Source organism: Nocardiopsis alba (assembly GCF_000710955.1).
In the GTDB taxonomy this organism is placed as follows: Bacteria; Actinomycetota; Actinomycetes; order Streptosporangiales; family Streptosporangiaceae; genus Nocardiopsis; species Nocardiopsis alba.
Window position 1 is genome coordinate 124777 of the sequence record NZ_BAZE01000008.1, and the last position, 26214, is coordinate 150990.

A 26214-nucleotide genomic window follows, 5' to 3' on the forward strand; every position below is an offset into this window, starting at 1 on the left:
CCCGGCGCGAGATCATGCCTTCTGTGGACGACCAGAACCCCGCCGAACTGCGGAAACCGTACATGGGTGAACCCTTGCGCCGATCCGACCTGGCCGAACTGCCGATGACCCAGTTCCACCTGTGGTTCGGCGAGGCCTATGAGTCGGGCCTGGCCGAACCCAACGCGATGGTGTTGTCGTCGGTGGAGCCGTCCGGCTTCCCCCGGTCCCGCACCGTCCTGATGAAGGGCTACGACGGTTCCGGGCTGCGTTTCTTCACCAACTACACCTCGCGCAAAGGGCGGGCACTGGACGCCGACCCGCGGGCGTCGGTGGTCTTCCCCTGGCACGCGATCCGCCGTCAGGTGCTGTTCGCGGGCACGGTGGAGCGTCTCGACGACGAGGAGAACGACCGCTACTTCGCCTCGCGGCCTCGCGGTTCCCGCCTGGGGGCCTGGGCGAGCGAACGTCAGTCTCAGCCGGTGGACGACCGTGAGGAACTCGATCGGCTCTTCCACGGCTTCGACACGGTGTGGGGTCTGGACGACCCGATCCCCAGACCCGCCTACTGGGGCGGCTACCGCCTCGTCCCCCACGAGGTGGAGTTCTGGCAGGGCGGACAGGACCGTATGCACGACCGTTTCCGTTACCTGCTCCACGAGAACGGTGCCTGGGGCATCGATCGCCTTGCCCCCTAGGCCGAGGGGCCGTCGGGCGTGATGTCGGTCGCTTCGTACACGGGTTCGGAGATCGGCGGGGTCGAAGGACCGCTCGGGCCGGGGACGGGGTACTCTGCACACCTGTGACCTCAGGCCCTTGCGAGGCGGAGATCACATGGAACGACCGTGTCCGCATCGTGAGACATCGTCGAAAACCATGCTCGGCACGTCACGATATGCTGGAATCATCGGTGGTCGCTCGCGCGGTCCTGCGGACGTCCCGGTCCCCACTCGGCCCCTTGGGAATCACTCGGTCCCGGCCCGTGTTGTGCCAGACCCGCCGTACCCGCCGTGACCGTGCGTCGGGCGCAGAGCCTTGGGAGGGGAGTCTTGACCGCACACGGGCTGATCGACACCACGGAGATGTACCTCCGTACGGTCTTCGAGCTCGAGGAGGAGGGCATCGTCCCGCTTCGGGCCCGCATCGCCGAGCGCCTGCGCCAGAGCGGACCCACGGTGAGCCAGACGGTCGCCCGCATGGAGCGTGACGGTCTCCTCCGGGTCGAGAACGACCGGCACCTCGTGATGACCGCCGAGGGACGCCGACTGGCCACCCACGTCATGCGCAAGCACCGCCTCGCCGAGCGCCTGCTCGTCGACGTGATCGGCCTCCCCTGGGAGGACGTCCACATCGAGGCCTGCCGCTGGGAGCACGTCATCTCCGAGGCGGTGGAGGAGCGCCTGGTGACGCTGCTCAACGCCCCCTCGGTGTGTCCGCACGGCAACCCCATCCCCGGCCTGGACGAACTGGGCCTCGAGGGTTACGCCCCCGAGCCGTTCACCGACGACTCCATCGTCCCGATGGCGGACGTCGTCTCCAACACCGACATCACCGTCACCGTGCGTCGCATCAGTGAGCAGCTTCAGCCGGACGCCGACATCATGCTCACTTTGCGCGAATCCGGGGTACAACCGGGACAGGAAGTGGTGCTTCGTGCCGCGGACGGCGGGGTGCGCGTCATCGGCGAGAACGGGCACACCGACCTGCCCGAGGGCGTCGCCGGACACATCTTCGTCGCCAAGCCGTGAAACGTTCGTACACGTTGATCGGTTGCTCATCGGGATTGTCCCATTGCGCTGCGGGAACGTTGACGGTGTTGCTACGCTCGCCCCAAGGTGCGGTCGTTCGGGGTACCCGGAGCGGGCATGTATGCAGCTCATGACGGCGAGGTGGCGGCTAGATGACACGGTGGGGTGAGCCCTTCCGGGAGAGCGATGCGCTCGCCACGGCCGAAGTCGTCGACCAGGCGCAGATCGCCATCGTCGTCATCGACCGGTTCAGTCTCCTGCGGTACTGGAATCCCTACGCGCGCGAACTCTTCGGATTCGTCGACGGGCGCGACTACGTCGGCATGTCCCTGCTCGACATCGGCATCCACGAGTCCGACCGCGAACACGCCTCCCAGCTGGCGCGCCGCGTCCTGCGCGGAGAGCCCTGGGAGGGCACGTTCGCCGTGCTCAAGGGCGACGCGACCTGGATCCACGTCCGTGCCCAGGCGGTGCCCATGCTCGACGAGGCGGGCGAGGTCGACGGCATCGCCCTCATCGCCCGCGAGGCGTTGCGCAGCGGCCGGGTCGAGGAGCAGTACGGACTGCTGGAGCGGATCGGGAGCCGGTTGGCCGGCTCCCTCGAACTGGACTCCACGGTCAAGGGCGTGGCGGGCATCCTGGTGCCCCAGTTCGCCGACCACTGCTTCATCGACCTCTATGACCACGAACGCCTGGTCAGACAGGTGTCGGTGCACGCCGAAGGGTGGGAGCCCCCGCCCCGTACCTGGTACGAGGTCGGCGACGAGGTCCGCTACCCCGAACGCCACTTCGTCACTCAGTCGCTGCGTCGACTGGAGACCGTGGTCAGCAGCGAACACCTCTACGAGAGCTCTCCCAACGACCGTTCCGACCGGGTGTCCCGCCAGGTCGGGGTCACCTCCGCCATCGCCGCCCCCCTGCGCGCCCGGGGCGAGGTCCTGGGCGTGCTGACCCTGGCCCTGTCCGGACTGTCCCCGAGACAGAAGAGCAGCTACGGCGGTTTCGACCGGGATCTGGTCGGCGCCATCGCCTCCCGCGTCGCCCTGGCCATCGACAACGCCCGCCTGTACGAGGAGGAGCGCGGCACCGCTCTGGCCTTCCAGAAGAGCCTGCTCCCCAGCGACTTCCCGACCCTGGACGGGTTGACCCTCGCCCACCGCTACCTGCCGGCCGGACCGATCAACGGTCGCGGTCTCCAGGCCCAGGTGGGCGGCGACTTCTACGACGCCATTCCGCTGTCGGCCGGGCGCGTGGGCCTGGTCATCGGCGACGTGGAGGGACGGGGCCCGCACGCGGCGGCCGTCATGGGGCAGCTGAGGGCCGCCCTGCGAGCCTTCGCCCAGGCCGACCGGGAGCCCGCCGACATCCTGCGCGAGCTGGACGAGTGGGTGCGTCGACTGGGCGTCCCCGACGGTAACGGCGGGGTCTGGATCCCCAGCGTCAGCTGCCTGTACATGGTCTACGACGCCTGGTCCCGGGAGCTGTCCTACGCCAACGCCGGACACGCCCCGCCACTGCTCGTCACCTCCGACTCCGTGGAGACCCTGGACCTGGAGGTCACCGACCGCATGCTGGGCGTGCGGGCCAAGGGCGGTTCGGGCGAGGACATCGTCTACCACCAGGCCGATCTGCGGCTGCCCATCGGCGCGACCCTGGTCATGTACACCGATGGTCTGGTGGACCGCAGACCCGTCGGCGGGGAACCCGACCCCGAGGGCGCTCTCGTGCGGCTGAAGGAGCGGGTCTCCGAGGTCGCCGACAAGGACGTGGAACAGATCGCCGAGGCGGCCGTGTACAGCGTGCCGGGCGAACTGGAGGACGACACCGCGCTGCTGGTCGTGCGCACGCACTCGGAGGAGCTGGCGCTGCGCGAGGGCTGGTTCCCCTCGGAGGCCTCCACGGTGGGCGCCGCCCGTCATCTGGCGGCCGACACCTTCAAGGAATGGGGCGTGGACCGGGACCAGGCCGAGCTGGCCTGTCTGCTGGTCTCGGAGATCGTCACCAACGTGGTCATCCACGCCACCCCGCACCCGGTACACCGGGAGTTCACCGGCGCCGGGGTGCTGGACTCGGAGAGTCCCCTGTCCTCGAACGGCGGTGGGGCCGACGAGTTCGACGAGGACTGGAGCGACCTTCTGGAGGCCGTCGCCGAGGAGGACGAGTCCAGCGAGGATCCGGCCGAGAAGGAGTTCCTGCTCCGACTGCGCCGGGGGGCCAACGCGATCTGGGTGGAGGTCTTCGACCACGACCTGAGACTGCCCCGGATCCGTAGCGCGGCCGCCGACGACGAGGGCGGCCGGGGTCTGTACCTGGTGGAGCAGCTCGCCAGCCGGTGGGGGTCTCGTCCGACCCCGGACGGCAAGGCCGTGTGGTTCGAGATGCCCATGCACGCCGACGGCTCCGAGGGCACCGACGGGGACGCCCGAGAGGAACCGGAGCGGGCCGCCGAGAGGTGACCGACGTGTCGCGAGGGGGACCGGAGGACTCTCCGGTCCCCCCTTTCGCGTTCTCGGCGGGGGCACCCTCGAGCGCGTACGGTGTCCTTCCAGTGGCTTTCTGTGCGGCGGGGGTTTGAAACCGTTCGCTCCCGCTGGTCGGGACACCTGGCGCCCTAAACCTTTTTCAGGCCACCAAAAAATGACCCGCGCGACCTTGTTTATCCGTAGTCGTCTGGTTACTTTATTCAGTGGTAAACGGTTGTCGTGTGCCCTGGAAAGGCCCTGGAGGCATTGTCATTCGGTCGTTCGAAAGTGGTCGCCGCTTCTCTGGAGAGGGATCGGGTTCCCGGTCCCGCCGGGGTCTCGGGGCCTTCTCGGTTTCCCGAATCGGCTATGTCGCAGGGTTTGTCGGGTGTCGGTCGAAGGGTTTCGGGGGCTCTCCCATTTCCCCGAAGGTCATCGCACCGTCGACCCGTTCCACCGTCGAAGGGGCCTCGAACCGTTCTCGTCGCGAGAATCCCCGGACTCTCGGGGATGCGGTCGCGCGCCATTCGGGACCTGGTCCCATGGGTGCGGTCGAAAGCGCGGCCCCCTTCTCCCGAAGGGAGAGGCCTCCTCGTGGTGGTCCCTCCCCGAGGGAGGGCACGGTCGTGGCCGTCGTCGTCTGAGGGGGTCTCGCCGGAGCACACGTCGACGCCATCGAGACCGAGGCCCGGGCGGCCGGTCCCCACCCGCCTACGGGATCGTCCGTTCGTGCCTCGCCGGTCGTCCGAGCACCGTGGACCCACCACCCTCGGGTGGTGGGTCCACGGATCGTTCGATGTCGGGTGAGGGGTGCGGCTCAGCGCCAGGACCAGGCCCACAGCAGCAGGCAGACGAACATGAAGACCACCACGATCCCGGGGGTCGACCAGGGGACGTGGACCTTCCTGCGAAGCCTGCGGACGCCGATGATCAGCAGTACTGCCAACAGCCCCATCACGATGAGGCCGTCCCACGCTCCGCTCATGACCGGGACCCTTTCGGACGGGGGTTCTACAGGCCCAGGCCTCGGCCGACGATCTCCTTCATGATCTCGGTGGTGCCACCGTAGATCGTCTGGACTCGCGCGTCCTGCCAGGCCCGTGCCACGGGGTATTCCATCATGTACCCGTACCCGCCGTGAAGCTGAAGGCACCGGTCGATGACCCGGTTGCACATCTCGGTGGTCCACCACTTGGCCTTGGCGGCGTCCTCGACGGTCAGTTCACCCCGGTTGAGCAGCTCGACCCCGCGGTCCACGTAGGTTCGGGCCAGATCCACCTCGGTGGCCGACTCGGCCAGGACGAAACGTGAGTTCTGGAAGCGTCCGATCGGGCGGCCGAAGGCGGTGCGGTCCCGGCAGTACTCGATCGTGTGCCGCAGTACGAAGTCGGCGGAGGCCACCGCGCAGGTGGCGATGGAGAGCCGCTCCTGAGGGAGGTTCTCCATCAGGTGGATGAACCCCTGCCCCTCGGTCCCGATCAGGTTCGAGACGGGGACCCGTACGTCGTCGAAGGACAGCTCGGCGGTGTCCTGCGCCTTCATGCCGATCTTGTCGAGGTTGCGACCCCGGGTGAAGCCGGGCATGTCGCGTTCGACGGCGATCAGGGAGAAACCCTGGGCCCCCGCCTCCGGATCGGTCTGGGCGACCACGATGACCAGGTCCGCGTTGATGCCGTTGGTGATGAAGGTCTTGCCGCCGTTGAGGACGAAGTCGTCCCCGTCGCGTACGGCGGAGGTGGTGATCCCCTGGAGGTCGCTGCCGGTGCCGGGCTCGGTCATCGCGATGGCGGTGATCAGCTCTCCGGAGGCGAATCCGGGGAGCCAGCGGCGCTTCTGCTCCTCGGTGGTCAGGCCCACCATGTACGGGGCCATGACGTCGTTCTGCAAGGTGATGCCGAGGCCGCTGGCGTGGGCCCGACAGATCTCCTCGTTGACGATCTGGTTGTAGCGGAAGTCGTCGAGGCCGGCGCCCCCGTACTCCTCGGGGACCCCGTGCCCGAGCAGCCCGACCTCACCGGCCCTGACCCATACGGATCGGGGCACGATGCCGTCCTTCTCCCACTGGTCGTGGAACGGGACGACCTCCCTCTTGAGGAACTCGGCGACGGTTTCTCGGAAGAGGTCGTGGTCGGCGTCGAAGAGTTCCCGTTTCATGCTCTGCTCCAGAGGGTGTCGGGGGTCACGTTGTTCCCACACGTTAACCGAATCAGATTCGGTTTTGAAGTGCGCGAGGCAAGCCGGGGCAAAGTTCCCGTCCGCGTGGGCGGTTCCCCTGAGAAGGGGAGGAACGGGTTCCTACTCTGGCCGCAGCGGGGCCGCCGTCCGGGGCGGCCCGCCGGACCGGGGGAGACGATTCGATGGCACGCGCCGGCACCGCCGACCGAGGGGGACGGGACGGCCGGCACGGCGGTCGCATCGCGCTGATCATGACCTCCCTGATGCTCACCGTCCTGCTCTCCGCGCTGGACCAGACCATCGTCTCCACCGCGCTGCCGACCATCGTGTCCGAGTTGGGCGGGCTCAACCACCTGTCCTGGGTGATCACGGCCTATCTCCTCGCCGTCACCGCCTGCACTCCGCTGTGGGGCAAGCTCGGCGACCAGTTCGGCCGCAAACGCCTGTTCCTGACCTGTATCGCGGTGTTCCTCGCCGGGTCGGCGTTGTGCGGGGCCGCCCAGGACATGCTGCAACTGGTGCTGGCCCGCGGCTTCCAGGGCATCGGCGGCGGCGGGTTGATGGTGCTGGCCTCCGCGATCATCGGCGACGTGGTCTCTCCGCGCGAACGGGGCAAGTACCAGGGGCTCTTCGGTGCGGTCTTCGGGGTCTCCAGCGTCGCCGGACCGCTGCTCGGCGGCCTGTTCGTCGACCACCTGTCCTGGCGCTGGGTCTTCTACATCAACCTGCCACTGGGGCTGCTGGCCTTCCTGACGGTGCTGTGGGTGCTGCCGAGCCGGAGCCCCGTCGGACGGCAGAACATCGACTACGCGGGCATCGTCCTGATCGCGGCGACCGCCGTGTGCTTCACCCTCGTCGCCTCCTGGGGCGGCAGTGTCCACTCCTGGCTGTCATGGCAGATCATCGGCCTGTCCGCGGCCGGAGTGATCTTCGGGGTCGGATGGTGGTTCACGGCCCGAAGGGCCCCGGACCCGGTCATGCCGCTCGGTCTGTTCCGCGACCCCACCATCGTCGTCTCCATGGGCATCAGCCTGTGCGTGGGCTTCGCCATGATGGGTTCGATGGCGTTCCTGCCGCTGTTCCTCCAGATCGTCCACGGTCTGTCGCCCACGGCCTCCGGGCTGCACCTGCTGCCCATGGTGCTGGGCATGTTCCTCACCTCGATCACCAGTGGACGCCTGGTCACCCGTACAGGCGTGTACAAGCCGTACCCGATCGCGGGCATGGCGCTCACCTCGCTCGGCCTGTTCCTGATGTCCCGGATGGGCCCGGAGACCTCCCTGGTGGAGATGGGGCTGTACTTCTTCGTCCTGGGCTCCGGTCTGGGACTGGTGATGCAGGTGGTGGTCGTGGTCGTGCAGAACGCCGCCTCCTACGACAACCTGGGTGTCTCCACCTCCGCCGCGACCTTCTTCCGCTCGATCGGCGGCTCGTTCGGCACGGCGGTGTTCGGCGCGGTCTTCGCCGGACAGCTCGCCGGGAATCTGGCGGCACGGGCCGGCGCGCTCGACCTTCCGCCGGGGGTGGACCCCGCTCGTCTGGAGAGCGACCCGAGGGCGCTGGACTCCCTCTCCCCGGCGACCCAGGCCGGTTTCCTGGAGGCCTACGCCGACGCCATCGACACCGTCTTCCTCTGCGCGGTCCCGGTGGCCCTGGTCGGGTTCGTCCTGGCGATCTTCCTGAAGCAGATCCCGCTGCGGACCACGATCGGCACCCCGGACCTGGACGAGACCGTCGCCCCGGTCGCCACCCCGAGTCGCACGGCGATCGAACAGGTCGAGAACGAGATCTACCGGGCCTGCGGGGCGGAGGGCGCCGAGACGATGTACGGGCGTCTGCGCGAGGCCGCGGGGCTGGACCTCTCCATCGAGGCCTGCTGGGCGCTCAGCCATCTGGGCGTCAAGGGGCCGATGACCGCTGCCGAGCTGGCCCGGATGTCCGGACTGCACGATTCCCGGTGGGAGGTCGCGCATCGAGAGCTGCTGGAGGCCGGATACCTGGTGTCCGAGGAGGAGCCGTGGGAGTTGAACTGGCGCGGGGAGGACGCGGTCCGAAGCCTGTACGAGGCGCAGCGCACGGCTCTGCGTTCCCTGCTCGCCGACTTCGGGCCGGACGAACATCCCGACGTGTTCGAGGTCCTGGAACGGGTCACCGGGGGCACTCTGAGCGCCGAGAACGACATCGGTGGCCTGGGGCGTTCGGGGGAGTCCTCCTGACGCGGACGGCCTCACGCGGTCGGATCGGATGGAAAGCGGGGGGCGGGGTCTTGCCGGCCCGGTGAAACCGAATACAGTTCGGTTTATCAGGACGTCACATCCACGCCCTTTGGAGGACCCCGTGGCCGAGGCATACATCGTCGGCGCAGTACGTACCCCCGTCGGCACCAGGAAGGGCGCGCTGGCAGCCGTGCACCCGGCCGACCTGGGAGCCCACGTCCTCAAGGAACTCGTCGAGCGCACCGGGGTCGACCCGTCCGCCGTCGAGGACGTCATCATGGGCGTCGTCAGTCAGGCCGGCCCCCAGGCCCTCGATCTGGCCCGTACCGCCTGGCTGTCGGCCGGGCTGCCCGAGACCGTCCCCGGCGTCACCCTGGACCGCCAGTGCGGCTCCTCCCAGCAGGCCGTCCACTTCGCCGCCCAGGGCGTCATGTCCGGCACCCAGGACCTCGTCGTGGCGAGTGGAGTGGAGAACATGGGCATGGTGCCCATGGGCGCCAACGTCCAGTTCGCCATCGACAACGACCTCCCGCTGTACGGCGAGGGGTGGATCGAGCGTTACGGCTTCCAGGAGATCTCCCAGTTCCGCGGCGCCCAGCTCATGTGCGAGAAGTGGGGCTACAAGCGCGAACAGCTGGAGCGCTTCGCCCTGGAGAGCCACCGACGCGCCGCCGTCGCCTTGGAGGAGGGCCGCTTCGACTCCCAGATCGCCCCGATCGCCGGGGTCTCCCGGGACGAGGGCGTGCGTGCCGACACCACCATGGAGAAGATGGCCGGCCTCAAGCCGCTGCGCGAGGGCTGGGAGCTGACCGCCGCCGTGGCCAGCCAGATCTCCGTCGGCGCCGGCGCCCTGCTCATCGCCTCCGAGCGGGCCGTCGAGCGGCACGGTCTGACCCCGCTGGCCCGGATCGTCCAGCTCTCGCTGGTCGGCGACGACCCGGTCTACATGCTCACCGCTCCGATCCCGGCGACCAGGATCGCCTTGGAGAAGGCGGGTCTGGGCATCGACGACATCGACGTCACCGAGATCAACGAGGCCTTCGCCCCGGTCCCGATGTCGTGGATCGACGAGCTGGGCGCCGACCCGGCCAAGGTGAACCCCAACGGCGGCGCCATCGCCCTGGGCCACCCGCTGGGCGCCACCGGTTCGATCCTCATGACCAAGCTGGTCAACGAACTGCACCGCACCGGCGGCCGTTACGGCCTCCAGACCATGTGCGAGGGCGGTGGCCAGGCCAACGTCACCATCATCGAACGGGTCTGACCCCACGCCTCGACGGGGCCGCCTCCCATCCCGGGACGCGGCCCCGTTTCCCTCCGAGGCGCCTTCTTGATTGCAGGCATGCATGCATCTAACATGACATCATGAGTCAGATGACATGGAGAGCCGAGGAAGAGCTGATGCGCCGGGTCAAGTGCTCGGCCGAACGTCGTGGCGTCAGCTTGAACGAGTACGTGACCAGGGTGATGCGGGCCGCCACCGACCCGGACCTGGAGAGTGACGAGGCTCGGGCCGTTCGCGCCAAACTCGCGCAGGCCGGGCTGCTGGACTCCTCGGGAACCGAACGCTCTCGCCCGAGCCGCGCAGCGGTGGAGAAGGCACGTCGAGCCGCGGGCGGAGGAACTTCGTTGGAGGATCTCGTGACGGAAGGGCGTGAATGAGCGTCTTCGCCGACACGTCCGCCGTGGTGAAGCTGTACGCGGAGGAACACGGGAGTCAGGCCGTCCGTGCCATGGCCGCTCCTCTGGTGGTCTCCCAGATGACCAGGGTCGAGGTGCCCGCCGCTCTGTGGCGTAAACACAGGATGGGGGAGCTCGGGGTCGAGGACACGAGGGTCCTGGTGGCCGAGTTCGAAGCCGACTACTTCGGTGCCCCCGGTGAGGAGCGGCGCTTCTCGGCGGTCAGGGTGACGGCCGAGATTCTGGAGGAAGCGGTAAGGCTCACCGCGGTGCACGGACTGAGGGCCTACGACGCCGTCCAACTCGCTTCGGCGAAGGCGGTCCGAACGGTCGATCCGAGCTGTACCTCTTGCGCGGTGTTCGACAAGAACCTGAGGGCCGCGGCCGTGATGGAGGGGTTCTCCCCGGTCCCCGAACAGACCTTTTGAAAGCCGAGCGGGTTTGAGCCCGTGCCTCGACGGGGCCGCGTCCCACCCGGGACGCGGCCCCGTCGGCCGGTTCAGGGCAGGACCACCTTGATGTTCTCGAAGAAGGCCTCCAGCTCTCCTTCGCCATCCGACCAGGAGCCGTAGGGTTCGGAACACTGGAAGACGTAGTGCAGTTCGTCATCGCCCTGCCAGTGGACCCCGACCCGGGCGCCGGAGTTCTGAGCCTCGTCGAAGACCTCCATGCTGGTGAGCTCGACGGTCTCGCCGGTGTCGGTCGAGAGTTCGACCGGGTCGATGGTGGTGACGGTGGCCTCGGCGACGTTCCCGCCGATCTGCACGGCCACCATGTCCGTCCAGTACCCGGCGGCCTCCTCCTCGGAGTCGAACCGGGCGGCCTGCCCCTCGGTGTGGGCGAGCGTGACACTGCAACCGTCGAACAGGAAGCCCTGCGAGTCGTCGTCGGCCTCGAGGACCGACCACTCGGGGATCTCGTCGGGCACGTACCAGGCGTAGTCGCTACCGGCCGGGACCGGTGAGTACTCCCTGTCGTCCACGGCGCACCCGGTGGTCAGGAGCAGGGTCGAGGCTCCGATGAGAAGAGCGGAATTCTTCGCTGTGCGGGGGATCGTACGCATGGTGACGAATCCTGCCAGAAACCTCCGACCTTCACCGTGTCGATGTCGGAGAGGAGAGGCCCTCTCCGGCCACGCCGTTCTCCAGACCGAGCCAGACGGCCATCTCCTTCAACTGTTCCACCAGCTCGGGCATGGTGTCGGCAGGGGCGTCCGGCTCCAGGGTGACCCGACGGGCGAGCAGGGTGCCCGAGGCGCGGTCGGCCTTGAGGTCCACCCGGGCCACCAGATCGTCGCCCAGCAGGAACGGCAGGACGTAGTAGCCGTGCACCCGTTTGGCGGCCGGTACGTAGATCTCCAACCGGTAGCGGAAGCCGAACAGCTCCTCGGCCCGATCACGGGTCCACACCAGCGAGTCGAACGGACTCAGCAGCGCGCGGGCCCGCACCTTGCGCGGGATCCTGGCGTCCCGATGCAGGTAGGCGGGGCGCCCCCAGCCCCGGACGGTGACCGGGATCAGCTCTCCGGCGTCCACCAGGTCGGCGACGGCCTTGCGGGATTCGCCCGCCTTGAGCCGGAAGTAGTCGCGCAGGTCGGGCTCGGTGGCCACCCCGTGCGCGCGGGCCGCGATGGAGACCAGGCCGCGATGGGACTCCTCCGGGGTGGGGAGGGGCGCGGTGTGGATCTCGGCGGGGAGTGCGCGTTCGGGCAGGTCGTAGCGGCGTTCGAACTGGACGTTGCGTCCGTTGGAGGTGAGGTCGCCGATCCAGAACAGGTATTCCAGGCACTTCTTCACCTCGGACCAGTTCCAGCCCCAGTGGTCCTTGCGGCGCGGTGCGTCGTGCGCCAGGGCCGCCTCGACCTCGCGGGCGGTGGCCGGGCCGATCCGGGCGACCTCCTCGTGTACCGCGGTGAGCAGTTCCGGCCGCTCCTCGCGGATCCCGTTCAGCCACCCGACCCGTTCCTGCGCGCGGTTGCGTTCCATCCGGTGGCGCATCAGCAGGTGGGTCGAGGGCGGCACCAGGCTCGCCTCGTGGGCCCAGCACTCGACCAGGCGGGCCCGACCGGAACCGACGGTGGAGGTGGCGGCCCGGTCCAGCAGGGCGGTGTCGTAGCCGCCGAGTCTGGCGAAGATCGGCAGGTACTGGCTGCGGGCCAGGACGTTCACGCTGTCGATCTGGAGGATCCCGATCCGGCCCAGGACCCGGGCCAGGTGGGCGAGGGTCGGTTCCGCCCTGGGGCGCGGGTCGGCGAAGCCCTGGGCGGCCAGGGCGATCCGTCGGGCCTGGGGCAGGGAGAGTTCGGCGTCGCGACGAGGATGGGGTTCGGCCATGCCGTCAACCTAGTCCGTGCCGACGACATTTCTCGGCACCTCTCTACGGAAAAGAGCTTTTCTCCATTTAGGGTGTCCGAAAGGGGGCTCTGGAAGGCTGAATCCCCACCAAGGGGGGTTGGGAAGTCGCTATGACGTCGGATTCCTCCACTTCCTCGAAAAAACCTTGTGCACGATGCGAACCGGAGGGGGCGAGGGCCCGTCCAACGCAACGCGACGGAAACGGACCGATCATGTGCCGGGAGTCGCGTGACCCCGGTGCGGAGGACGGCCGCACCGGGGTCTTTCCGTATCCGCCCACCGAGCAACGCTCGATGACGCCGTCGCGGAGGTCCGAGCGCAGGTCAGAGCGGGACGTCGGCGCGATGATCTAGCCTTTGGCTGTGCGTATCGCGACATGGAATGTGAACAGTGCCCGCGCCAGGGCCGAACGGATCGGCGACTGGCTGGACCGGAGCGACATCGACGTCGTCGCCATCCAGGAGACCAAGGCCCGTGACGACCAGTTCCCCGCCTCGGTCTTCACCGACCGCGGCTATGAGGTCGCCCACCACGGGCTCTCGCAGTGGAACGGGGTCGCGATCGCCTCGCGGGTGGGGCTCGACGACGTGCGGATCGGGTTCCCCGGCCAGCCCGGTTACGGCGACCCCGAGGAGCGCGAGGCCCGGGCCATCGCCGCCACCTGCGCGGGCGTCCAGGTGTGGAGCCTGTACGTGCCCAACGGGCGTGAGGTCGACCACCCCCACTACGCCTACAAACTGCGCTGGTTGGAGGCTCTGCGCGAGGCGGGCGTCGCCCGGTTGGCGGAGGACCCCGAGGCGCAGATCGCCTACGTCGGCGACTTCAACATCGCCCCTCAGGACGACGACGTGTGGGACATGGCCGCCTTCGAGGGCCTCACCCACATCACCGAGCCGGAGCGGTCGGCCTTCCAGGCCCTGATCGACGCGGGGTTCGACGAGGTCGTGCGCGAGCACACGCCGGGTCCGGGCGTGTACACCTATTGGGACTACAAGGGGTTGGCCTTCCCCAAGCGTAGGGGCATGCGGATCGACTTCGTGCTCGCCTCGCCCGCGCTGCGGGCCCGGGTGACCGGGGCCTCCATCGACCGCGAGGAGCGCAAGGGCAAGGGGGCCTCCGACCACGCCCCCGTCATCGTGGCCCTCGACGGGGCCGATGACCGGCCGGTCGACCGGCAGAAGAAGTAGTGAGGACGACGGTGAACGCGAACACGGAGTCGAGAACGCCCGCGGTGGCGGTGCTCGGCAGCGTCAACATGGACCTGGTCGCCTACGTGGACGAGGTGCCGGGCGGCGGCGAGACCGTCACCGGGACCGACTTCCGTCAGGTCCCCGGGGGCAAGGGCGCCAACCAGGCGGTGGCGGCCGCGCGGGCGGGCGCCCGGGTGGCCTTCCTCGGCGCGGTGGGCGACGACCTCTTCGGCGCGGAGCTGCGCGCCGATCTGAGGGAGAAGGACATCGACGTCACGGGTCTGCGCACCGTGCCCGGGGTGTCGGGGGTGGCGCACATCGTCGTGGACGGGCGCGGCGGCAACCGCATCATCGTGGTCCCCGGGGCCAACGGCGAGGTCACCGGGGTCCCCGAGGAGCACCGGTCGCTGTTGGAGGGGGTCGACGCCCTGTTGCTCCAGCTCGAACTGCCGATGGAGGCGGTGACGGCGGGCGCGCGGCTCGGCCGTGAGAAGGGTGTGCCGGTCTACCTGACGCCGGCTCCGGCGCGGGAGCTGCCGGACGAGCTGCTGGCGCACGTGGACGTCCTGGTGCCCAACCAGCACGAGGCCGCCGCGATCACCGGGTACGACGAACCGCGCGCGGCGCTGGCCGCGCTGCTGGAGCGGGTGCCCGAGGTGTTGTTGACGTTGGGCGAGGACGGTTCCCTCTACGGCCGTCGCGGGGAGGAGCCGGTGGCGGTTCCGGCGCGTCGGGTGACGGCGGTGGACACCACGGCCGCGGGCGACACCTTCTGTGGTTCCTTCGCGATCGCGCGCGCGGAGGGACGTTCCCCGCGTGAGGCGATGGAGTTCGCCGCGGCGGCGGCCGCGATCTCGGTGGGCCGGCGCGGAGCCGGTGCCTCGATGGCGTCGCGGGACGAGGTCGAGGCGCTGCTGCGCGGATGACGACGGGGCCCTTCGGGGCCTCGTTCGTTTCGGGCGGGGATTCCTACGGCTCCGGGTGGGGACGGCACCCGGAACGGCTCAGGAGATGTGCCCGATCTGACGCAGGAAGTCGTCGGGGTCCTGGTCCTGGATCCGGACCTCCAGCACGATGTCCACGTTGTCGCCGACCATCCGGCCGCCCCAGGGGAGCGGTCCGCCGTCTCCGACCTCGAAGTCGGAGAGGGAGAGCCGGGTGGTGGCCGAGAAGAAGTGGCCGTAGGTGCCCTCGGGGTCGCCGTAGTCGGGGGCCTCGCCGACCCATTCGGTGCTCAGGGTGACGGGGCGGACCACGCCGTGCAGTTCCAGGTCCCCGTGGAGGCGGAAGGAGTTGCGGCGGCGGTCCGGCTCCACCCCGGTGGAGGTGAAGTACAGGCTCGGGTGGTTCTCCACGTCGAGGAAGTCGGCGGAGCGCAGGTGCGCGTCGCGGGCGTTCACCCCGGTGTTGAGACTGGCGGTCTCGATCTCGACCTCGACGGAGGACAGCGTGGGGTCGTCGGCCACGTGGATCCGTCCGTGAGCCTGTCCGAAGGTCCCCTGGACCCGGCCGAAGCGCAGGTAGTGGGCGACGAAGATGAGGCTGGAGTGCAACGGGTCCAGGTACCACGTACCCGGTCCGGGGCCGAAGGCTGCAGGGGTGGATGCCATTGGCGAATGCTCCCTATTTGTCTGGTATGCGTGTTTCGTCCACATACCTTAGGTGCGATGTCCCACCGGTCGATCTGGTTCCGACCGGTCGTTCGCGAGACATTCGACTCGCCTCGAACACCCTCCGGAGCCTCTCCGGACGGCCGGGAGGGCCGGAGCTAACGCCCCGACCCTCCCAATGGTGACCTCGATCACATGTACTCGGGGGCCTCCACACCGAGCAGGTCCAGACCCCGGACCAGCACCCGCAGGGCCACGGCGACCAGGGCCAGCCGCGACTCCCGCTCGGCGTCGGTCTCGGCGGTCAGCACCGGGCAGTGCTCGTAGAACGCGGTGAGCGTCTGCGCCAGCTCGAACAGGTACGTGGACAGGCGGTGCGGCTGGAGGAGGTCGCCGACCTGCTCCACCACGGCGCCGAAGCCCAGCAGCTTGAGGGCCAGGTCGCGCTCGGCGCGCTCGGAGACCGTGATCGGACCCTCGATCCGGGCCGGGTCCACCTCTCCCTTACGGAAGATGGAACGGATCCGGGCCTGGGCGTACTGAAGGTAGGGGCCGGTGTTGCCGGTCAGCGCCAGCATCCGGTCGAAGTCGAACACGTACTCGGTGTCGTGCGAGACCGACAGGTCCGCGTACTTCACCGCGCCGATGCCGACCTTGCGGGCGATCTCCGCCCGGCTCTCGGCGTCCAGGTCGGGACGGTTCTCGGCGACCACCGCGGCGGCCCGCTCGACCGCCTCCTCCAAGAGCTGCATCAGCCGGACCGGGGCGCCGCTGCGGGTACGCAGGATCTTGCCGTCGTTCCCGAGCACGTTGCCGATCTGCACGTGCGTGGTCTCCACGCTCTCGGGCAGCCAGCCGGCCTTGCGGGCCGTGGCCCAGACCATCTTGAAGTGCATGGCCTGCGGGGCGCCCACCACGTACAGGATGCGGTCGGCCTTGAGGTCGTCCACCCGATAGCGGACGGTGGCCAGGTCCGTGGTCGCGTAGCCGTAGCCGCCGTCGCTCTTGCGGATGATCAGCGGCACCGGCTTGTCCTCACGGCCGGTGAAGCCGTCGAGGAACACGCACAGGGCGCCGTCGCTGATCTCGGCGATGCCCTTGCTCTCCAACTCGTCGCACACGTCGGCGAGCATGGCGTTGTAGCCGCTCTCACCGGCGAGGTCCTCGTCGGTGAGGGTCACGCCCAGCTTCGTGTAGACCCGGTTGAAGTAGACCTTGGACAGACCCACGAGCTTGCGCCACAGACGCAGCGTCTCCTCGTCGCCGCCCTGGAGGGCGACCACCCGGCGCCGGGCACGGGCGGCGAAGTCGTCCTGGCCCTCGCCCGAGGCGTCGAACTTGTTGCGGGCCGCCTGGTAGAAGGCGTTGGGGTCGGTGGTGAGCAGGTCGGCCTCGTCGGAGGCCTCGCCGACCTCCAACAGGTGCTCGATGAGCATGCCGAAGGGGGTGCCCCAGTCACCGATGTGGTTCTGCCGGACGACGTTGTGGCCCAGGAACTCCAGGGTACGGGCGAGGGAGTCGCCGACCACGGTGGTGCGCAGGTGACCGACGTGCATCTCCTTGGCCACGTTGGGCGCGGAGTAGTCGATCGGGATGTTCAGGCGCTCCTGCTCGGGCACGCCGAGACGGTCGTCGGTGAGGAGGCGACCGGCCTGCTCGGCGATCCAGTCCTCGCGGAGCGTCAGGTTGATGAAACCCGGACCGCTGACCTCGACGTCACGGCAGACGTCGGACACGTCCAGATGTTCCATGATCGCCGCGGAGACCTCGCGGGGCTTACGGCCCAGGCGCTTGGCGAGCGCGAGTGCCGCGTTCGCCTGATAGTCGGCGAACTGGGACGGGCGGATGACGGGGTCGGTGTCGGCGAACTCGGGGCCGAAGGCGGCGCCGAGGGCGGACTGGACCCGTCGCGAGAGTACTTCCTGCGGGTCGGCCATACCTCTAAGCCTACCGACCGGCAACACCTGTCCCTACTGATATGAGGGAGGACACGATGCGGACTCCACGAGGGATGGAGGCCGCGATCCCCCGCCCCGGAACAGGGGAGGGCCGAAGAAGGGAGAGTCCATGGAGGAACACTGGGATCCGGACGCTCCCGGGGTGATGACGTTGCCCTCGGGGCGGCTGGTGCGAGGTCGGGCGTTGGCCCTCCCGCTCCCCGAGGGGCCGCGCCCGGGGTTCGCGCTGTATCTGCTGGACCAGGAACCGCCGACGGTCCCCTGGGTGTCCCGGTGGGTGCGCTGGGAGGACTTCGGACTGCCCTTCGACGATCGTGACGCCGCGGCCCGATTCCGGGAGGCCCTGGAGCGGGCGGGCACGGAGCGCGTCGAGGTGGCCTGCCTGGGCGGGAGGGGGCGTACCGGTACGGCGCTGGCCCACCTGGCCGTCCTCGACGGAGTGCCCGCGGAGGAGGCGGTCGCCTACGTGCGCGAACACTACTCGGCGGCGGCCGTGGAGACCCCCGAGCAGGAGGCCTACGTGAGGGCCTTCGAGGGCTGAGGCGGGCCGGAACGGTCGGTGGTCACTCCGACTGGCCGCGGCGGTGGAGCCAGTTCGGGGCGCGGTGCTGCACACGCCGGCGGACCTGTTCGTCGACCCGGCCCCGCGCCAGGTCGTGGGCGAGCCGGCAGGCCTGGGCGATACCGGTGGGGTGGCTGTCCCCGTGGGCGATCACCACCGTGCCGTTCAGGCCCAGCAGGGCGGCTCCGCCGTAGGTCTCGCTGTCGAAGCGGTCGCGCATCCTGCGCAGGGCGCCGCGCTGGAGGACCGTCCCCGCCTTGGCCAGGGGGGAGGAGGTCAGCGCCTCCTTCACGGCGTTCAGGGTGAACTCGGCGGTGCCCTCGACGGTCTTGAGCGCCACGTTGCCGGTGTGCCCGTCGGTCACCACCACGTCCACGCGTCCGGCGAGCAGGTCGTGTCCCTCGACGTTGCCCCGGAAGTCCATGCCCTCCGGCCCCTCGGCGGCGGCGGAGAGCAGTTCGACGGTGCGTCGGATCAGCTTGTTGCCCTTGCCGGGTTCCGAGCCGATGGTCAGCACGCCCACACGGGGGGCGTCGATCCCGAAAGCGGTCCGCGCGTAGGCGCAGCCCAGGTGGGCGAACTGGACGAGCATCTCCGGTTTGGCGTCGGCGTTGGCGCCGGCGTCCACCAGGATCGTGGGGGTGGGGAGGGTGGGAAGGGTCACCGCGAGTGCGGGGCGCAGTACGCCGGGCAGGGTCCGCAGGCGCACCGTCGAGGTGGCCACGATGCCCCCGGTGGACCCGGCCGAGACCAGGGCGTCGGCGTCGCCGCGTCGGATGAGACGACAGGCGACCGCGGCGCTGGAACGGGGGCGTCTCCAGCTCGCCAGGGCCCCCTCGTGCATCGCGAGCTCGTCCTCGGCGTGCACCACCGGGACGTCGCGCAGGGCGCCCTCCTCGGCGAGCAGGGCGGCGATCTCGGTGCGTCTGCCCACCAGCAGGACCTTCAGGCCGTGTTCGCGGACGGCGGTCACGGCCCCCCGCACGATCTCGTCGGGCGCGTTGTCGCCGCCCATGGCGTCCACCGCGATGATCGGCGACGACGTGAGCGGAGCGGGGAGGTCCGGGTCGGATGTGCCACTCATCTCGGTCGCTTTCTCACAGGGTGGATCGGTGGTCCGGGGAAGGTGACGGGACACCCGTTCACGCGGCTCGGAGGGGGCGTGGGCACGGGCCGCGCGCTCCCTTTCCAGGGTGCCTTCGAGTGGGGTGTCGCCACGTTATCGCGTCGCCCTCGTCACGTCCGTGTGTGGCGCGTTCGTACACTCATGCGAGGATACTTCCAGTATGTCCAGGTCAGAGCTGGACTTTGCGTGAGATGGGTACAAATCCCCTAGTCGGGGTATATCCGCTCGCTGGTTCCGGTGTTCGGGCTACTCCGTGCACAGGACATAACCGAATTTCCATCCCCGGGTGGCCCGGTACCCGTATGCCGGCGTCCCCGGATCAGGGCTGCCCTCCTTCTCCGGAGGGCCCCTGTCTACCGCAGGAGAGGAGAGGCGTGAGCGTTACGCCAGACGTGGCACAGGGCCCGTCCGCCGGACGTCGGTTTCGTGCCTACACGACGAAACACCTCGACGAGTTCACGGCGCGAGCCGGGCTCCCCGCCGATGAGCGGCTCGCGGTCAAGGCGGTGGCGCATGTGCTGCCGTTCCGCGTCAACAGCTACGTCATCGACGAGCTCATCGACTGGGACGCCGCTCCGGACGACCCGATCTACCGCCTGGTCTTCCCGCAGGCGGACATGCTGCCCCACGAGGACGTCTCCAGGATCGCCGACCTGCTGACCTCCGGCGCCGGGCGCAAGGAGCTCAACGAGGCCGCCAACCAGGTGCGCGCCAAGCTGAACCCGCACCCCGCGGGCCAGATGGACCTCAACGTGCCCACGCTGGGCAACGAGGAGCCCATCCCGGGGATCCAGCACAAGTACAAGGAGACGGTGCTCTTCTTCCCGAAGCAGGGGCAGACGTGTCACGCGTACTGCACCTACTGCTTCCGCTGGGCGCAGTTCGTCGGCGACGCCGACCTGAAGTTCGCGTCGGGCGAGATCGACCAGATGGTCGAGTACGTGCGTTCGCACCCCGAGGTCACCAGTGTTCTGTTCACCGGTGGCGACCCGATGATCATGGGCGAGGGGGTCATCTCCCGCTACATCGAGCCGCTGCTGGAGATCGAGCACCTCGAGGCCATCCGTATCGGGACCAAGGCGCTGGCCTACTGGCCGCAGCGCTTCACGACCGACCCGGACGCGGAGGACACGCTCCGTCTGTTCGAGAAGGTCGTGGCGTCGGGCAAGAACCTCGCGTTCATGGCCCACTTCTCGCACCCGAACGAGATGCGTCCGGAGCTCGTGCAGGAGGCCGTGCGTCGGATCCGCGCCACGGGCGCCGTCATCCGCACCCAGGCGCCGCTGATCCGTACGATCAACGACGACTCGGCGACCTGGGAGAGCATGTGGCGCACGCACCTGCGTCACGGCATGGTGCCCTACTACATGTTCGTGGAGCGCGACACCGGCCCGCAGGACTACTTCGCGGTGCCGCTGGCCGAGGCCTACGACATCTTCCGCGGTGCCTACCAGAAGGTCTCGGGCCTGGCCCGGACCGTCCGAGGCCCGTCGATGTCGGCGACCCCGGGCAAGGTGTGCGTGGACGGCGTGACGGAGATCGCGGGAGAGAAGGTCTTCGTCCTCCACTTCATCCAGGCGCGCGACCCGGAGCTGGTGGGTAAGCCCTTCTTCGCCAAGTACGACGAGAAGGCGGCCTGGCTGTTCGACCTTCAGCCGGCCCTGGGCGCCACCCACTTCCCGTGGGAGAACGCCCCGGTCGGAGACAACGGCCTGGTGGACCCCACTCGCCTGTAGGCCGGGTCCGAGGTCCCGTCCGCCGCCCCTTACGGCGGCCGGGGCCGTTCCCGCGCCGCCCCTTGGGCGCGGGCCATGGAGAACAGACGGGGCCCGGCACCTGGTTGGTGCCGGGCCCCGTTGCGTGTGAGCGCCGTGGACGGAAGGTGGCCGTCGCAGGACGGGAGTGGACCGCGCGGCCGGCGGCGCACACACGTTTTTTCCGTTGTGGTCTGTGGTTCGTACGAGGTCAGCCCAGGAGGGCGTCGAAGTCGCCCGTCTTGGCCCCTCGTACGAAGGCCTCTATCTCGGCGGAGGTGTAGACGAGCGCGGGGCCCTCGGGGTCGCGGGAGTTTCGGACCGCGATGTCCCCGTCGGGGAGGGTGGCGATCTCGACGCAGTTCCCGTCCGGGTTGCTCCAACTGCTCTTGGTCCATGTGACCTGCAGCCGGTCGGCGGGAACGCCGTTGTAGATCGGGTGCATCCTCAACCTCCTGGAACTTCGGGGGACTGGTGAGCGGGTGTCCACGATGGCTCCAGCACGCCGTGCCCGTCAGGGCCGGGCCACCATGGCCGGACGTCTCGTCCGAGAATCGGTCCGCTTCTTCCAGGGTGGTCCTCTGTCTCCTTCCGAGCCCACAGCGTAGCTCATGCACGTGCATCCGTGATTGCATCAGTAAAAACTCATGTGCACCCCATAAGGGGAGACAGGGTGAAAGGCCAGGTCATCGCGGGTTTTCGTGTTGCGAGAATGGCCGGGTGTTCTTGGATCGTTCTCCACTCGTGGCCAAAGGTGGACACGGTGAAAGTCGATGTCCAGAGCTCAGGGTGATCGAACGATCACAGAAGGTGTCGACCTCTGTGCGACGAAAGGCCCCGGTCGGAGCCGGGGCCGTGGGGATCGCGGTGTCGGGAGGATCAGTCCCGGTGGAGCTCCAGGAAGCGCTCGAGGATGCCCTGGGTGTCGGAGGGGCGCGGGGCCTGGGTGGCGAGGTGGTCCATGGTCTGCGCGTAGCCGCTGGTGTCGTCGAACTTGTCGAAGTACAGCGCGCTGTTCAACTGCTCCAGATAGACCACGTCGGGGAGCTGCGGTGTGGGGAAGCGCAGGATGCTGAAGGGGCCGCCGGCCGCCGGGTGGCCGCCCATGGCGAAGGTGGCGATCTGGATCGTGACGTTGGGGCGGCGGGACATCTCGATGAGGTGCTCGATCTGGCCGCGCATCACCCGGGCGTTCCCGTAGGGGCGGTGCAGGACCGCCTCGTCGATCACGGCCCACAGCCGAGGGGCGGTGTTCTCGGCGTCGTTCTCGATCGTCAGGCGGCGCTGGCGATGCATGCGCATGTGCACTCGACTGTCGACGTCCTCGTCGGAGGTGGCCGTGCGGGAGAGCCGTATGACGGCGCGCGCGTAGTCCTCGCTCTGGAGCAGGCCGGGGACGAACTGCACCTCGTAGGTGCGGATCATCGAGGCGGCCTCCTCCAGGCCGACGTAGACCCCGAACCAGTGGGGCAGTACGTCGCCGTACTGGTGCCACCAGCCCTGGGCATTGGCGCTGGAGATCAGCCCGAGAAGTGCCTCTCGCTGTTCGCGATCATCCACTCCATAGAGTTTCAGCAGGTCATCGACATCGCGATGTTTGAAACTGACCTGGCCCAACTCCATTCGACTGATCTTGGCGTGGGAGGCGCGGATCGCGTAACCGGCGTCGTGCCGGGAAATACCCTTCTCCTGGCGCAACCGCCTGAGCTGGGTGCCCAGCAGAATGCGCAGAACGGTCGGGCCACCACTGGAATTGGCCAGAAAATCCTGTGTGACCTGGTGGTTCTGTATCGGATCGGCTACCACTTCGCCTCCCTAGAGCGGTATTGGCGTGAGCGGCGGCTCAGTATACCTACGGAGTTCCCTCTCGAACGGTACTCGGACCCGTTTCACCGAAGGTCCAAGGTCCCCTTCTTCGCATCTCCGGTAACGGAGGTGAATTCTTCGAGTCGCCCCCTACCGATGGGGGGAGTTCGTCCTATAGGGTTGCCGAACGTTGAGCTGCACGTGCATCTGTGTCTTACGTCTGTAAGGCACGCAGGGGCACGGAGGCGGTGGACGCGTGAACCGACATCACCCGTGAGGACAGTGATGAACGTAGAGCTGATGCCCCTGGAACCGGCCGCCGGGGCATCCTGGGACCCCCCCTCCCCGGCGGAGGCCTCCAAGGCGGTCCCGGGAGGTTGGTGGGATCCCTCACTCGGGAACCTGCGGATCGACGAGGGCACCCTCGGGGTCGGCATGGCCGGTCACGCCTACGCCGCGGTCCCGACCTCGGTGAGCCGGGCCCGTCGCTTCGCGGTCGCCTGCCTGGCCGAATGGGGGATGCCCGCGGCCGCCGACGACCTCGGCCTCATCGTCTCCGAACTCGTCGGCAACGCCTGCCGCCACGCGGTCACCGGTCGAATCCCCTCACGCACACGCGTCCTCCTCCAGCTCCGTCCGCTCCCCTCCATCGACGCCGTCGTTTGCATGGTCTCCGACCCCGAGACCCGAGGGCCCGCCCAGGCGCCGACGGACCGGTTCGCCGAATCCGGACGAGGGCTCGGCCTGGTCGCCGCGTTCAGTCGAGAATGGGGTTGGAGCACCGTCGCGGGACAGGGCAAGGTCGTCTGGGCGATCTGCGGTTCCGAACCACGCTGACCGGGAACACCCCTCCCCAGGGAACGGAGCGCGCTCGGGGGCGGGGATCCACGGCTCGGGCCTTCGACCCGAGTAGGCTGTCGGTGCATGTCGGTATTTGCCCGACAGCGACAGAGGATCCCCACAGACCCCGAACAGCGGGAGTAAGGCGTGGCCGTACTGGACTCGGACCGGGAGCGCTTCCCGTGCGATGGTCTCGCCGTCGTGCGCTTGGAGGGCGAGATCGACATCGCCACGGCCGAGGACGCCTACGTCCGTCTGCGTGAGGCGGTCCTGGAGAGCTGTACGGTCGTCGACCTGTCCGAGGTCGGGTTCATCGACGCCTCCGGGGTCAACGCCCTGGTCGGGGCGACGCGTCTGGCCACCGGCCTGGGTCGTCACCTTCTCGTGGCCGGACCTCCCGGGCAGCTCCGTCGGATCCTGGACGTCCTCGACCTCAACGACCTCCTACCGACCCACCCCGACGCCGAGGCCGCCCGGGCCACGCACGTCACCCACGCGCTGTCCTGAACGGCCCCCCGAGAGGGGCCGAACGACGACGGGGCGCGCCCGGCGGAGTACCGCCCGACACGCCCCGCCCCTCGAGGACGTGAGCCCTACTCCACGGTCACGCTCTTGGCGAGGTTGCGCGGCTGGTCCACGTCGTTGCCCTTGGCCAGGGCCAGTTCACAGGCGAACACCTGCATCGGGATCGTCGCGACGATCGGCTGGAGCAGGGTCGGCACCGCCGGGATCTCGATGAGCACGTCGGAGTACGGACGCACCGCCTCGTCGCCCTCCTCCGCGATCACGATGGTGCGGGCGCCGCGGGCGCGCACCTCCTGGATGTTCGACACGATTTTGTCGTGCAGCACCCCGCGCCCCTTCGGGGAGGGGACCACGACGACGACCGGGAGGTCGTCCTCGATCAGCGCGATCGGACCGTGCTTGAGCTCGCCGGCCGCGAACGCCTCGGCGTGCATGTACGCCAGCTCCTTGAGCTTGAGCGCGCCCTCCATGGCGACCGGGTGGCCCACGTGGCGTCCGAGGAAGAGCACCGTGCTCGCGTCGGCGAGGGAACGGGCCAGTTCACGGACGGGCTCGACCGTGTCCAGGACCTTCTCGATCTGCTCGGGCATGGTGGCGAGCTGGGCGATGACGGCGTTGATCTCGTCGCCGAACTTCAGCCCGCGGACCTGGGCCAGGTAGAGGCCGACGAGGTAGCAGGCGGCGAGCTGGGTGAGGAACGTCTTGGTGGCGGCCACCCCGACCTCCGGGCCGGCGTGCGTGTACAGCACACCGTCGGACTCGCGCGGGATGGTCGACCCGTTGACGTTGCAGATGGACAGGACCTTGGCGCGCTGCTCCCGGGCGTAGCGGACCGCCATCAGGGTGTCCATGCTCTCGCCGGACTGGGAGATCGCGATGACCAGGGTCTGCTGGTCCAGGATCGGGTCGCGGTAGCGGAACTCGCTGGCGACCTCCACCTCGCACGGGACCCGGCACCAGTGCTCGATCGCGTACTTGGCGATCAGGCCCGCGTGGTAGGAGGTGCCGCACGCGATGATGACGATCTTCTCGACCGTGCGCAGCTCCTCCGGGGTCAGACGCATCTCGTCGAGGGTGAGCCGGCCGTCGGTCGAGACGCGGCCCAGGAGGGTGTCGGCGACCGCGCGCGGCTGCTCGACGATCTCCTTGAGCATGAAGTAGTCGTAGCCGCCCTTCTCGGCGGCGGAGGCGTCCCAGTCGACGTGGTACTCGTTCACCTCGACGGGCGTGCCGTCGTAGTCGGTGACGACCACGGAGTCGGCGCGCAGCTCCACGACCTGGTCCTGGCCCAGTTCGATGGCGTCACGGGTGTGGGCGATGAACGCGGCGACGTCGCTGGCCAGGAAGTTCTCACCCTGGCCTCGGCCGACGACCAGCGGCGAGTTGCGGCGGGCGGCGACCACCAGGTCGGGGTCGTCGGTGGAGACGGCGACCAGGGTGAAGGCGCCCTCCAGACGCTTGCACACATCGCGCATGGCGCCGGCCAGGTCACCGTCGCCCCGGCGTCCCAGCTCCACGGAGAGCAGGTGCGAGGCGACCTCGGTGTCGGTGTCGGAGAGGAACTTGCAGCCTTCCTCCTCCAGCTCCTGCCGGAGGGCGGCGAAGTTCTCGATGATGCCGTTGTGGACGATCGCCACACGGTTGCCGTTGTCGACGTGAGGATGGGCGTTCACGTCGTTGGGGGCACCGTGGGTGGCCCAACGGGTATGCCCGATGCCGGCGCCCTCGCCGGTCACGGGGTTCTCTTCCAAGGCCTTCCGAAGGTTGGCGAGCTTGCCCGCCCTCTTCTCGGTGCTCAGGGCACCGTCGCCCAGGACGGCCACACCCGCGGAGTCATATCCGCGGTACTCCAACCTTGCCAGGCCGTCCACGACGACCTCGAGCGCCGGTTGCGGCCCGACGTAGCCAACGATTCCGCACATGGCCGACAGCGTAAGCGAAAAGGGTGGGCGAATCGACCAACCAGCGTGTCATACCACTGCTTGTTTTCCCAGGTAACGGTATAGACCATTTGGTGTATGGGGGGTAGACCACGCAGGTGGGGCCGCTGGTCGAGACCACGAGTGGAACCGGTTCTACCCGGCTCGGCGCGGGCGAAAAAACCTTCGCCGACATGCGGACGAACATGTGGTTTCGGGCACGTTCCGGCTTCAGTCGGGAAAATGGGGGACCGTCCGCCCGGAGTGGGAGGGCGGCTCGTCTAGGGTGGTCAACCGTGTCTCACGCGAC

The 26214-nt window shown here is 68.8% G+C and carries 23 protein-coding genes; 13 read left to right on the forward strand and 10 right to left on the reverse strand.

The window, feature by feature from the left end:
* Window positions 1-23 precede the first annotated feature (23 nt).
* The 3 genes from pdxH (at window position 24) to TR33_RS16050 (ending at window position 4183) form a co-directional block, all read left to right on the forward strand.
* Window positions 24-677 (forward strand): pyridoxamine 5'-phosphate oxidase, encoded by a 654-nt coding sequence (gene pdxH, locus TR33_RS16040; RefSeq protein ID WP_014908713.1) that lies wholly within the window; start codon window positions 24-26, stop codon window positions 675-677.
* Between the two features lie 351 nt (window positions 678-1028).
* A complete protein-coding gene (locus tag TR33_RS16045; RefSeq protein WP_017533260.1) occupies window positions 1029-1727 on the forward strand; it encodes an iron-dependent transcriptional repressor DtxR in 699 nt (232 codons plus the stop codon).
* Between the two features lie 152 nt (window positions 1728-1879).
* Window positions 1880-4183: a SpoIIE family protein phosphatase gene (locus tag TR33_RS16050; protein WP_017533261.1), complete on the forward strand. Its 2304-nt coding sequence runs from the start codon at window positions 1880-1882 to the stop codon at window positions 4181-4183.
* A gap of 823 nt (window positions 4184-5006) precedes the next feature.
* Here TR33_RS16050 and TR33_RS26930 read toward each other — a convergent pair.
* A complete protein-coding gene (locus TR33_RS26930; RefSeq protein WP_014910921.1) occupies window positions 5007-5174 on the reverse strand; it encodes a hypothetical protein in 168 nt (55 codons plus the stop codon).
* Between the two features lie 26 nt (window positions 5175-5200).
* Window positions 5201-6343 carry an acyl-CoA dehydrogenase family protein gene (locus TR33_RS16060; RefSeq protein ID WP_042283890.1) on the reverse strand — a complete coding sequence of 381 codons (1143 nt, stop codon included), beginning with the start codon at window positions 6341-6343 and terminating at the stop codon, window positions 5201-5203.
* 203 nt (window positions 6344-6546) lie between these two features.
* Here TR33_RS16060 and TR33_RS16065 point away from each other — a divergent pair, with 203 nt between their 5' ends.
* From TR33_RS16065 to TR33_RS16080, 4 genes are all read left to right on the forward strand, one after another.
* The gene (locus TR33_RS16065; protein WP_042283892.1) at window positions 6547-8580 is read left to right on the forward strand and encodes an MDR family MFS transporter; all 2034 of its coding nucleotides are present in this window, start codon (window positions 6547-6549) and stop codon (window positions 8578-8580) included.
* 121 nt (window positions 8581-8701) lie between these two features.
* Window positions 8702-9844 (forward strand): acetyl-CoA C-acetyltransferase, encoded by a 1143-nt coding sequence (locus tag TR33_RS16070; RefSeq protein WP_014909548.1) that lies wholly within the window; start codon window positions 8702-8704, stop codon window positions 9842-9844.
* Window positions 9845-9945: 101 nt separating this feature from the next.
* Entirely contained in the window at window positions 9946-10242 is a 297-nt protein-coding gene (locus tag TR33_RS16075) for a toxin-antitoxin system HicB family antitoxin (RefSeq protein WP_042283894.1), read from the forward strand.
* A complete protein-coding gene (locus tag TR33_RS16080) occupies window positions 10239-10688 on the forward strand; it encodes a type II toxin-antitoxin system VapC family toxin (RefSeq protein ID WP_042283895.1) in 450 nt (149 codons plus the stop codon). Before TR33_RS16075 ends, TR33_RS16080 begins: the two co-directional genes overlap by 4 nt.
* 71 nt (window positions 10689-10759) lie before the next feature.
* Here TR33_RS16080 and TR33_RS16085 read toward each other — a convergent pair whose 3' ends face one another.
* The gene (locus TR33_RS16085) at window positions 10760-11323 is read right to left on the reverse strand and encodes a hypothetical protein (protein WP_234305863.1); all 564 of its coding nucleotides are present in this window, start codon (window positions 11321-11323) and stop codon (window positions 10760-10762) included.
* Between the two features lie 31 nt (window positions 11324-11354).
* Window positions 11355-12593 (reverse strand): winged helix-turn-helix domain-containing protein, encoded by a 1239-nt coding sequence (locus TR33_RS16090; protein ID WP_042283897.1) that lies wholly within the window; start codon window positions 12591-12593, stop codon window positions 11355-11357.
* A gap of 383 nt (window positions 12594-12976) precedes the next feature.
* Between TR33_RS16090 and TR33_RS16095 the strand changes: the two genes are divergently transcribed.
* Window positions 12977-13801, forward strand: a complete 825-nt coding sequence (locus tag TR33_RS16095) for an exodeoxyribonuclease III (RefSeq protein WP_193789585.1) — start codon at window positions 12977-12979, stop codon at window positions 13799-13801.
* A gap of 11 nt (window positions 13802-13812) precedes the next feature.
* Complete coding sequence (locus TR33_RS16100) at window positions 13813-14730, forward strand: ribokinase (RefSeq protein ID WP_026124758.1); 918 nt, start codon at window positions 13813-13815, stop codon at window positions 14728-14730.
* Window positions 14731-14808: 78 nt separating this feature from the next.
* Here TR33_RS16100 and TR33_RS16105 read toward each other — a convergent pair whose 3' ends face one another.
* Window positions 14809-15414 carry a YceI family protein gene (locus tag TR33_RS16105; protein WP_017533267.1) on the reverse strand — a complete coding sequence of 202 codons (606 nt, stop codon included), beginning with the start codon at window positions 15412-15414 and terminating at the stop codon, window positions 14809-14811.
* A 191-nt stretch (window positions 15415-15605) separates the two neighbouring features.
* Window positions 15606-17351, reverse strand: a complete 1746-nt coding sequence (gene argS / locus TR33_RS16110; protein ID WP_042283899.1) for an arginine--tRNA ligase — start codon at window positions 17349-17351, stop codon at window positions 15606-15608.
* 130 nt (window positions 17352-17481) lie between these two features.
* Between argS and TR33_RS16115 the strand changes: the two genes are divergently transcribed.
* Window positions 17482-17913, forward strand: a complete 432-nt coding sequence (locus TR33_RS16115; RefSeq protein ID WP_017533268.1) for a protein-tyrosine phosphatase family protein — start codon at window positions 17482-17484, stop codon at window positions 17911-17913.
* A gap of 22 nt (window positions 17914-17935) precedes the next feature.
* Here TR33_RS16115 and plsX read toward each other — a convergent pair whose 3' ends face one another.
* Window positions 17936-19018, reverse strand: coding sequence for a phosphate acyltransferase PlsX (gene plsX / locus TR33_RS16120; protein ID WP_017533269.1), 1083 nt, complete (start codon window positions 19016-19018; stop codon window positions 17936-17938).
* A 434-nt stretch (window positions 19019-19452) separates the two neighbouring features.
* Here plsX and TR33_RS16125 point away from each other — a divergent pair, with 434 nt between their 5' ends.
* Window positions 19453-20796 carry a KamA family radical SAM protein gene (locus TR33_RS16125; protein ID WP_017533270.1) on the forward strand — a complete coding sequence of 448 codons (1344 nt, stop codon included), beginning with the start codon at window positions 19453-19455 and terminating at the stop codon, window positions 20794-20796.
* A 229-nt stretch (window positions 20797-21025) separates the two neighbouring features.
* Here the strand turns inward: TR33_RS16125 and TR33_RS16130 are convergent, their stop codons facing one another.
* The gene (locus TR33_RS16130; protein ID WP_014912955.1) at window positions 21026-21259 is read right to left on the reverse strand and encodes a DUF397 domain-containing protein; all 234 of its coding nucleotides are present in this window, start codon (window positions 21257-21259) and stop codon (window positions 21026-21028) included.
* Between the two features lie 434 nt (window positions 21260-21693).
* Window positions 21694-22620: a Sco1979 family transcriptional regulator gene (locus tag TR33_RS16135; protein ID WP_014908428.1), complete on the reverse strand. Its 927-nt coding sequence runs from the start codon at window positions 22618-22620 to the stop codon at window positions 21694-21696.
* A gap of 285 nt (window positions 22621-22905) precedes the next feature.
* On the opposite strand from TR33_RS16135, the gene TR33_RS16140 reads away from it, so the two are divergent.
* Together TR33_RS16140 and TR33_RS16145 are read left to right on the forward strand one after the other, a co-directional pair.
* A complete protein-coding gene (locus tag TR33_RS16140) occupies window positions 22906-23457 on the forward strand; it encodes an ATP-binding protein (RefSeq protein ID WP_017533271.1) in 552 nt (183 codons plus the stop codon).
* Window positions 23458-23607: 150 nt separating this feature from the next.
* Window positions 23608-23967 carry an STAS domain-containing protein gene (locus tag TR33_RS16145; protein WP_014908948.1) on the forward strand — a complete coding sequence of 120 codons (360 nt, stop codon included), beginning with the start codon at window positions 23608-23610 and terminating at the stop codon, window positions 23965-23967.
* Between the two features lie 86 nt (window positions 23968-24053).
* On the opposite strand, the gene glmS is transcribed toward TR33_RS16145, so the two are convergent.
* Window positions 24054-25907, reverse strand: a complete 1854-nt coding sequence (gene glmS / locus TR33_RS16150; RefSeq protein ID WP_081536471.1) for a glutamine--fructose-6-phosphate transaminase (isomerizing) — start codon at window positions 25905-25907, stop codon at window positions 24054-24056.
* Between the last annotated feature and the right edge of the window lie 307 nt (window positions 25908-26214).

Bases quoted from the DNA above. Each gene is read 5' to 3' on its own strand.
- TR33_RS16105 (WP_017533267.1), bottom strand. From the start codon at position 15,414: ATGGCATCCACCCCTGCAGCCTTCGGCCCCGGACCGGGTACGTGGTAC.
- TR33_RS16115 (WP_017533268.1), top strand. From the start codon at position 17,482: ATGGAGGAACACTGGGATCCGGACGCTCCCGGGGTGATGACGTTGCCC.
- TR33_RS16080 (WP_042283895.1), top strand. From the start codon at position 10,239: ATGAGCGTCTTCGCCGACACGTCCGCCGTGGTGAAGCTGTACGCGGAG.
- TR33_RS16060 (WP_042283890.1), bottom strand. From the start codon at position 6,343: ATGAAACGGGAACTCTTCGACGCCGACCACGACCTCTTCCGAGAAACC.
- plsX (WP_017533269.1), bottom strand. From the start codon at position 19,018: ATGAGTGGCACATCCGACCCGGACCTCCCCGCTCCGCTCACGTCGTCG.
- TR33_RS16085 (WP_234305863.1), bottom strand. From the start codon at position 11,323: ATGCGTACGATCCCCCGCACAGCGAAGAATTCCGCTCTTCTCATCGGA.
- TR33_RS16050 (WP_017533261.1), top strand. From the start codon at position 1,880: ATGACACGGTGGGGTGAGCCCTTCCGGGAGAGCGATGCGCTCGCCACG.
- argS (WP_042283899.1), bottom strand. From the start codon at position 17,351: ATGGCCGACCCGCAGGAAGTACTCTCGCGACGGGTCCAGTCCGCCCTC.
- TR33_RS26930 (WP_014910921.1), bottom strand. From the start codon at position 5,174: ATGAGCGGAGCGTGGGACGGCCTCATCGTGATGGGGCTGTTGGCAGTA.
- TR33_RS16140 (WP_017533271.1), top strand. From the start codon at position 22,906: ATGAACGTAGAGCTGATGCCCCTGGAACCGGCCGCCGGGGCATCCTGG.
- TR33_RS16065 (WP_042283892.1), top strand. From the start codon at position 6,547: ATGGCACGCGCCGGCACCGCCGACCGAGGGGGACGGGACGGCCGGCAC.
- glmS (WP_081536471.1), bottom strand. From the start codon at position 25,907: ATGTGCGGAATCGTTGGCTACGTCGGGCCGCAACCGGCGCTCGAGGTC.
- TR33_RS16130 (WP_014912955.1), bottom strand. From the start codon at position 21,259: ATGCACCCGATCTACAACGGCGTTCCCGCCGACCGGCTGCAGGTCACA.
- TR33_RS16090 (WP_042283897.1), bottom strand. From the start codon at position 12,593: ATGGCCGAACCCCATCCTCGTCGCGACGCCGAACTCTCCCTGCCCCAG.
- TR33_RS16075 (WP_042283894.1), top strand. From the start codon at position 9,946: ATGAGTCAGATGACATGGAGAGCCGAGGAAGAGCTGATGCGCCGGGTC.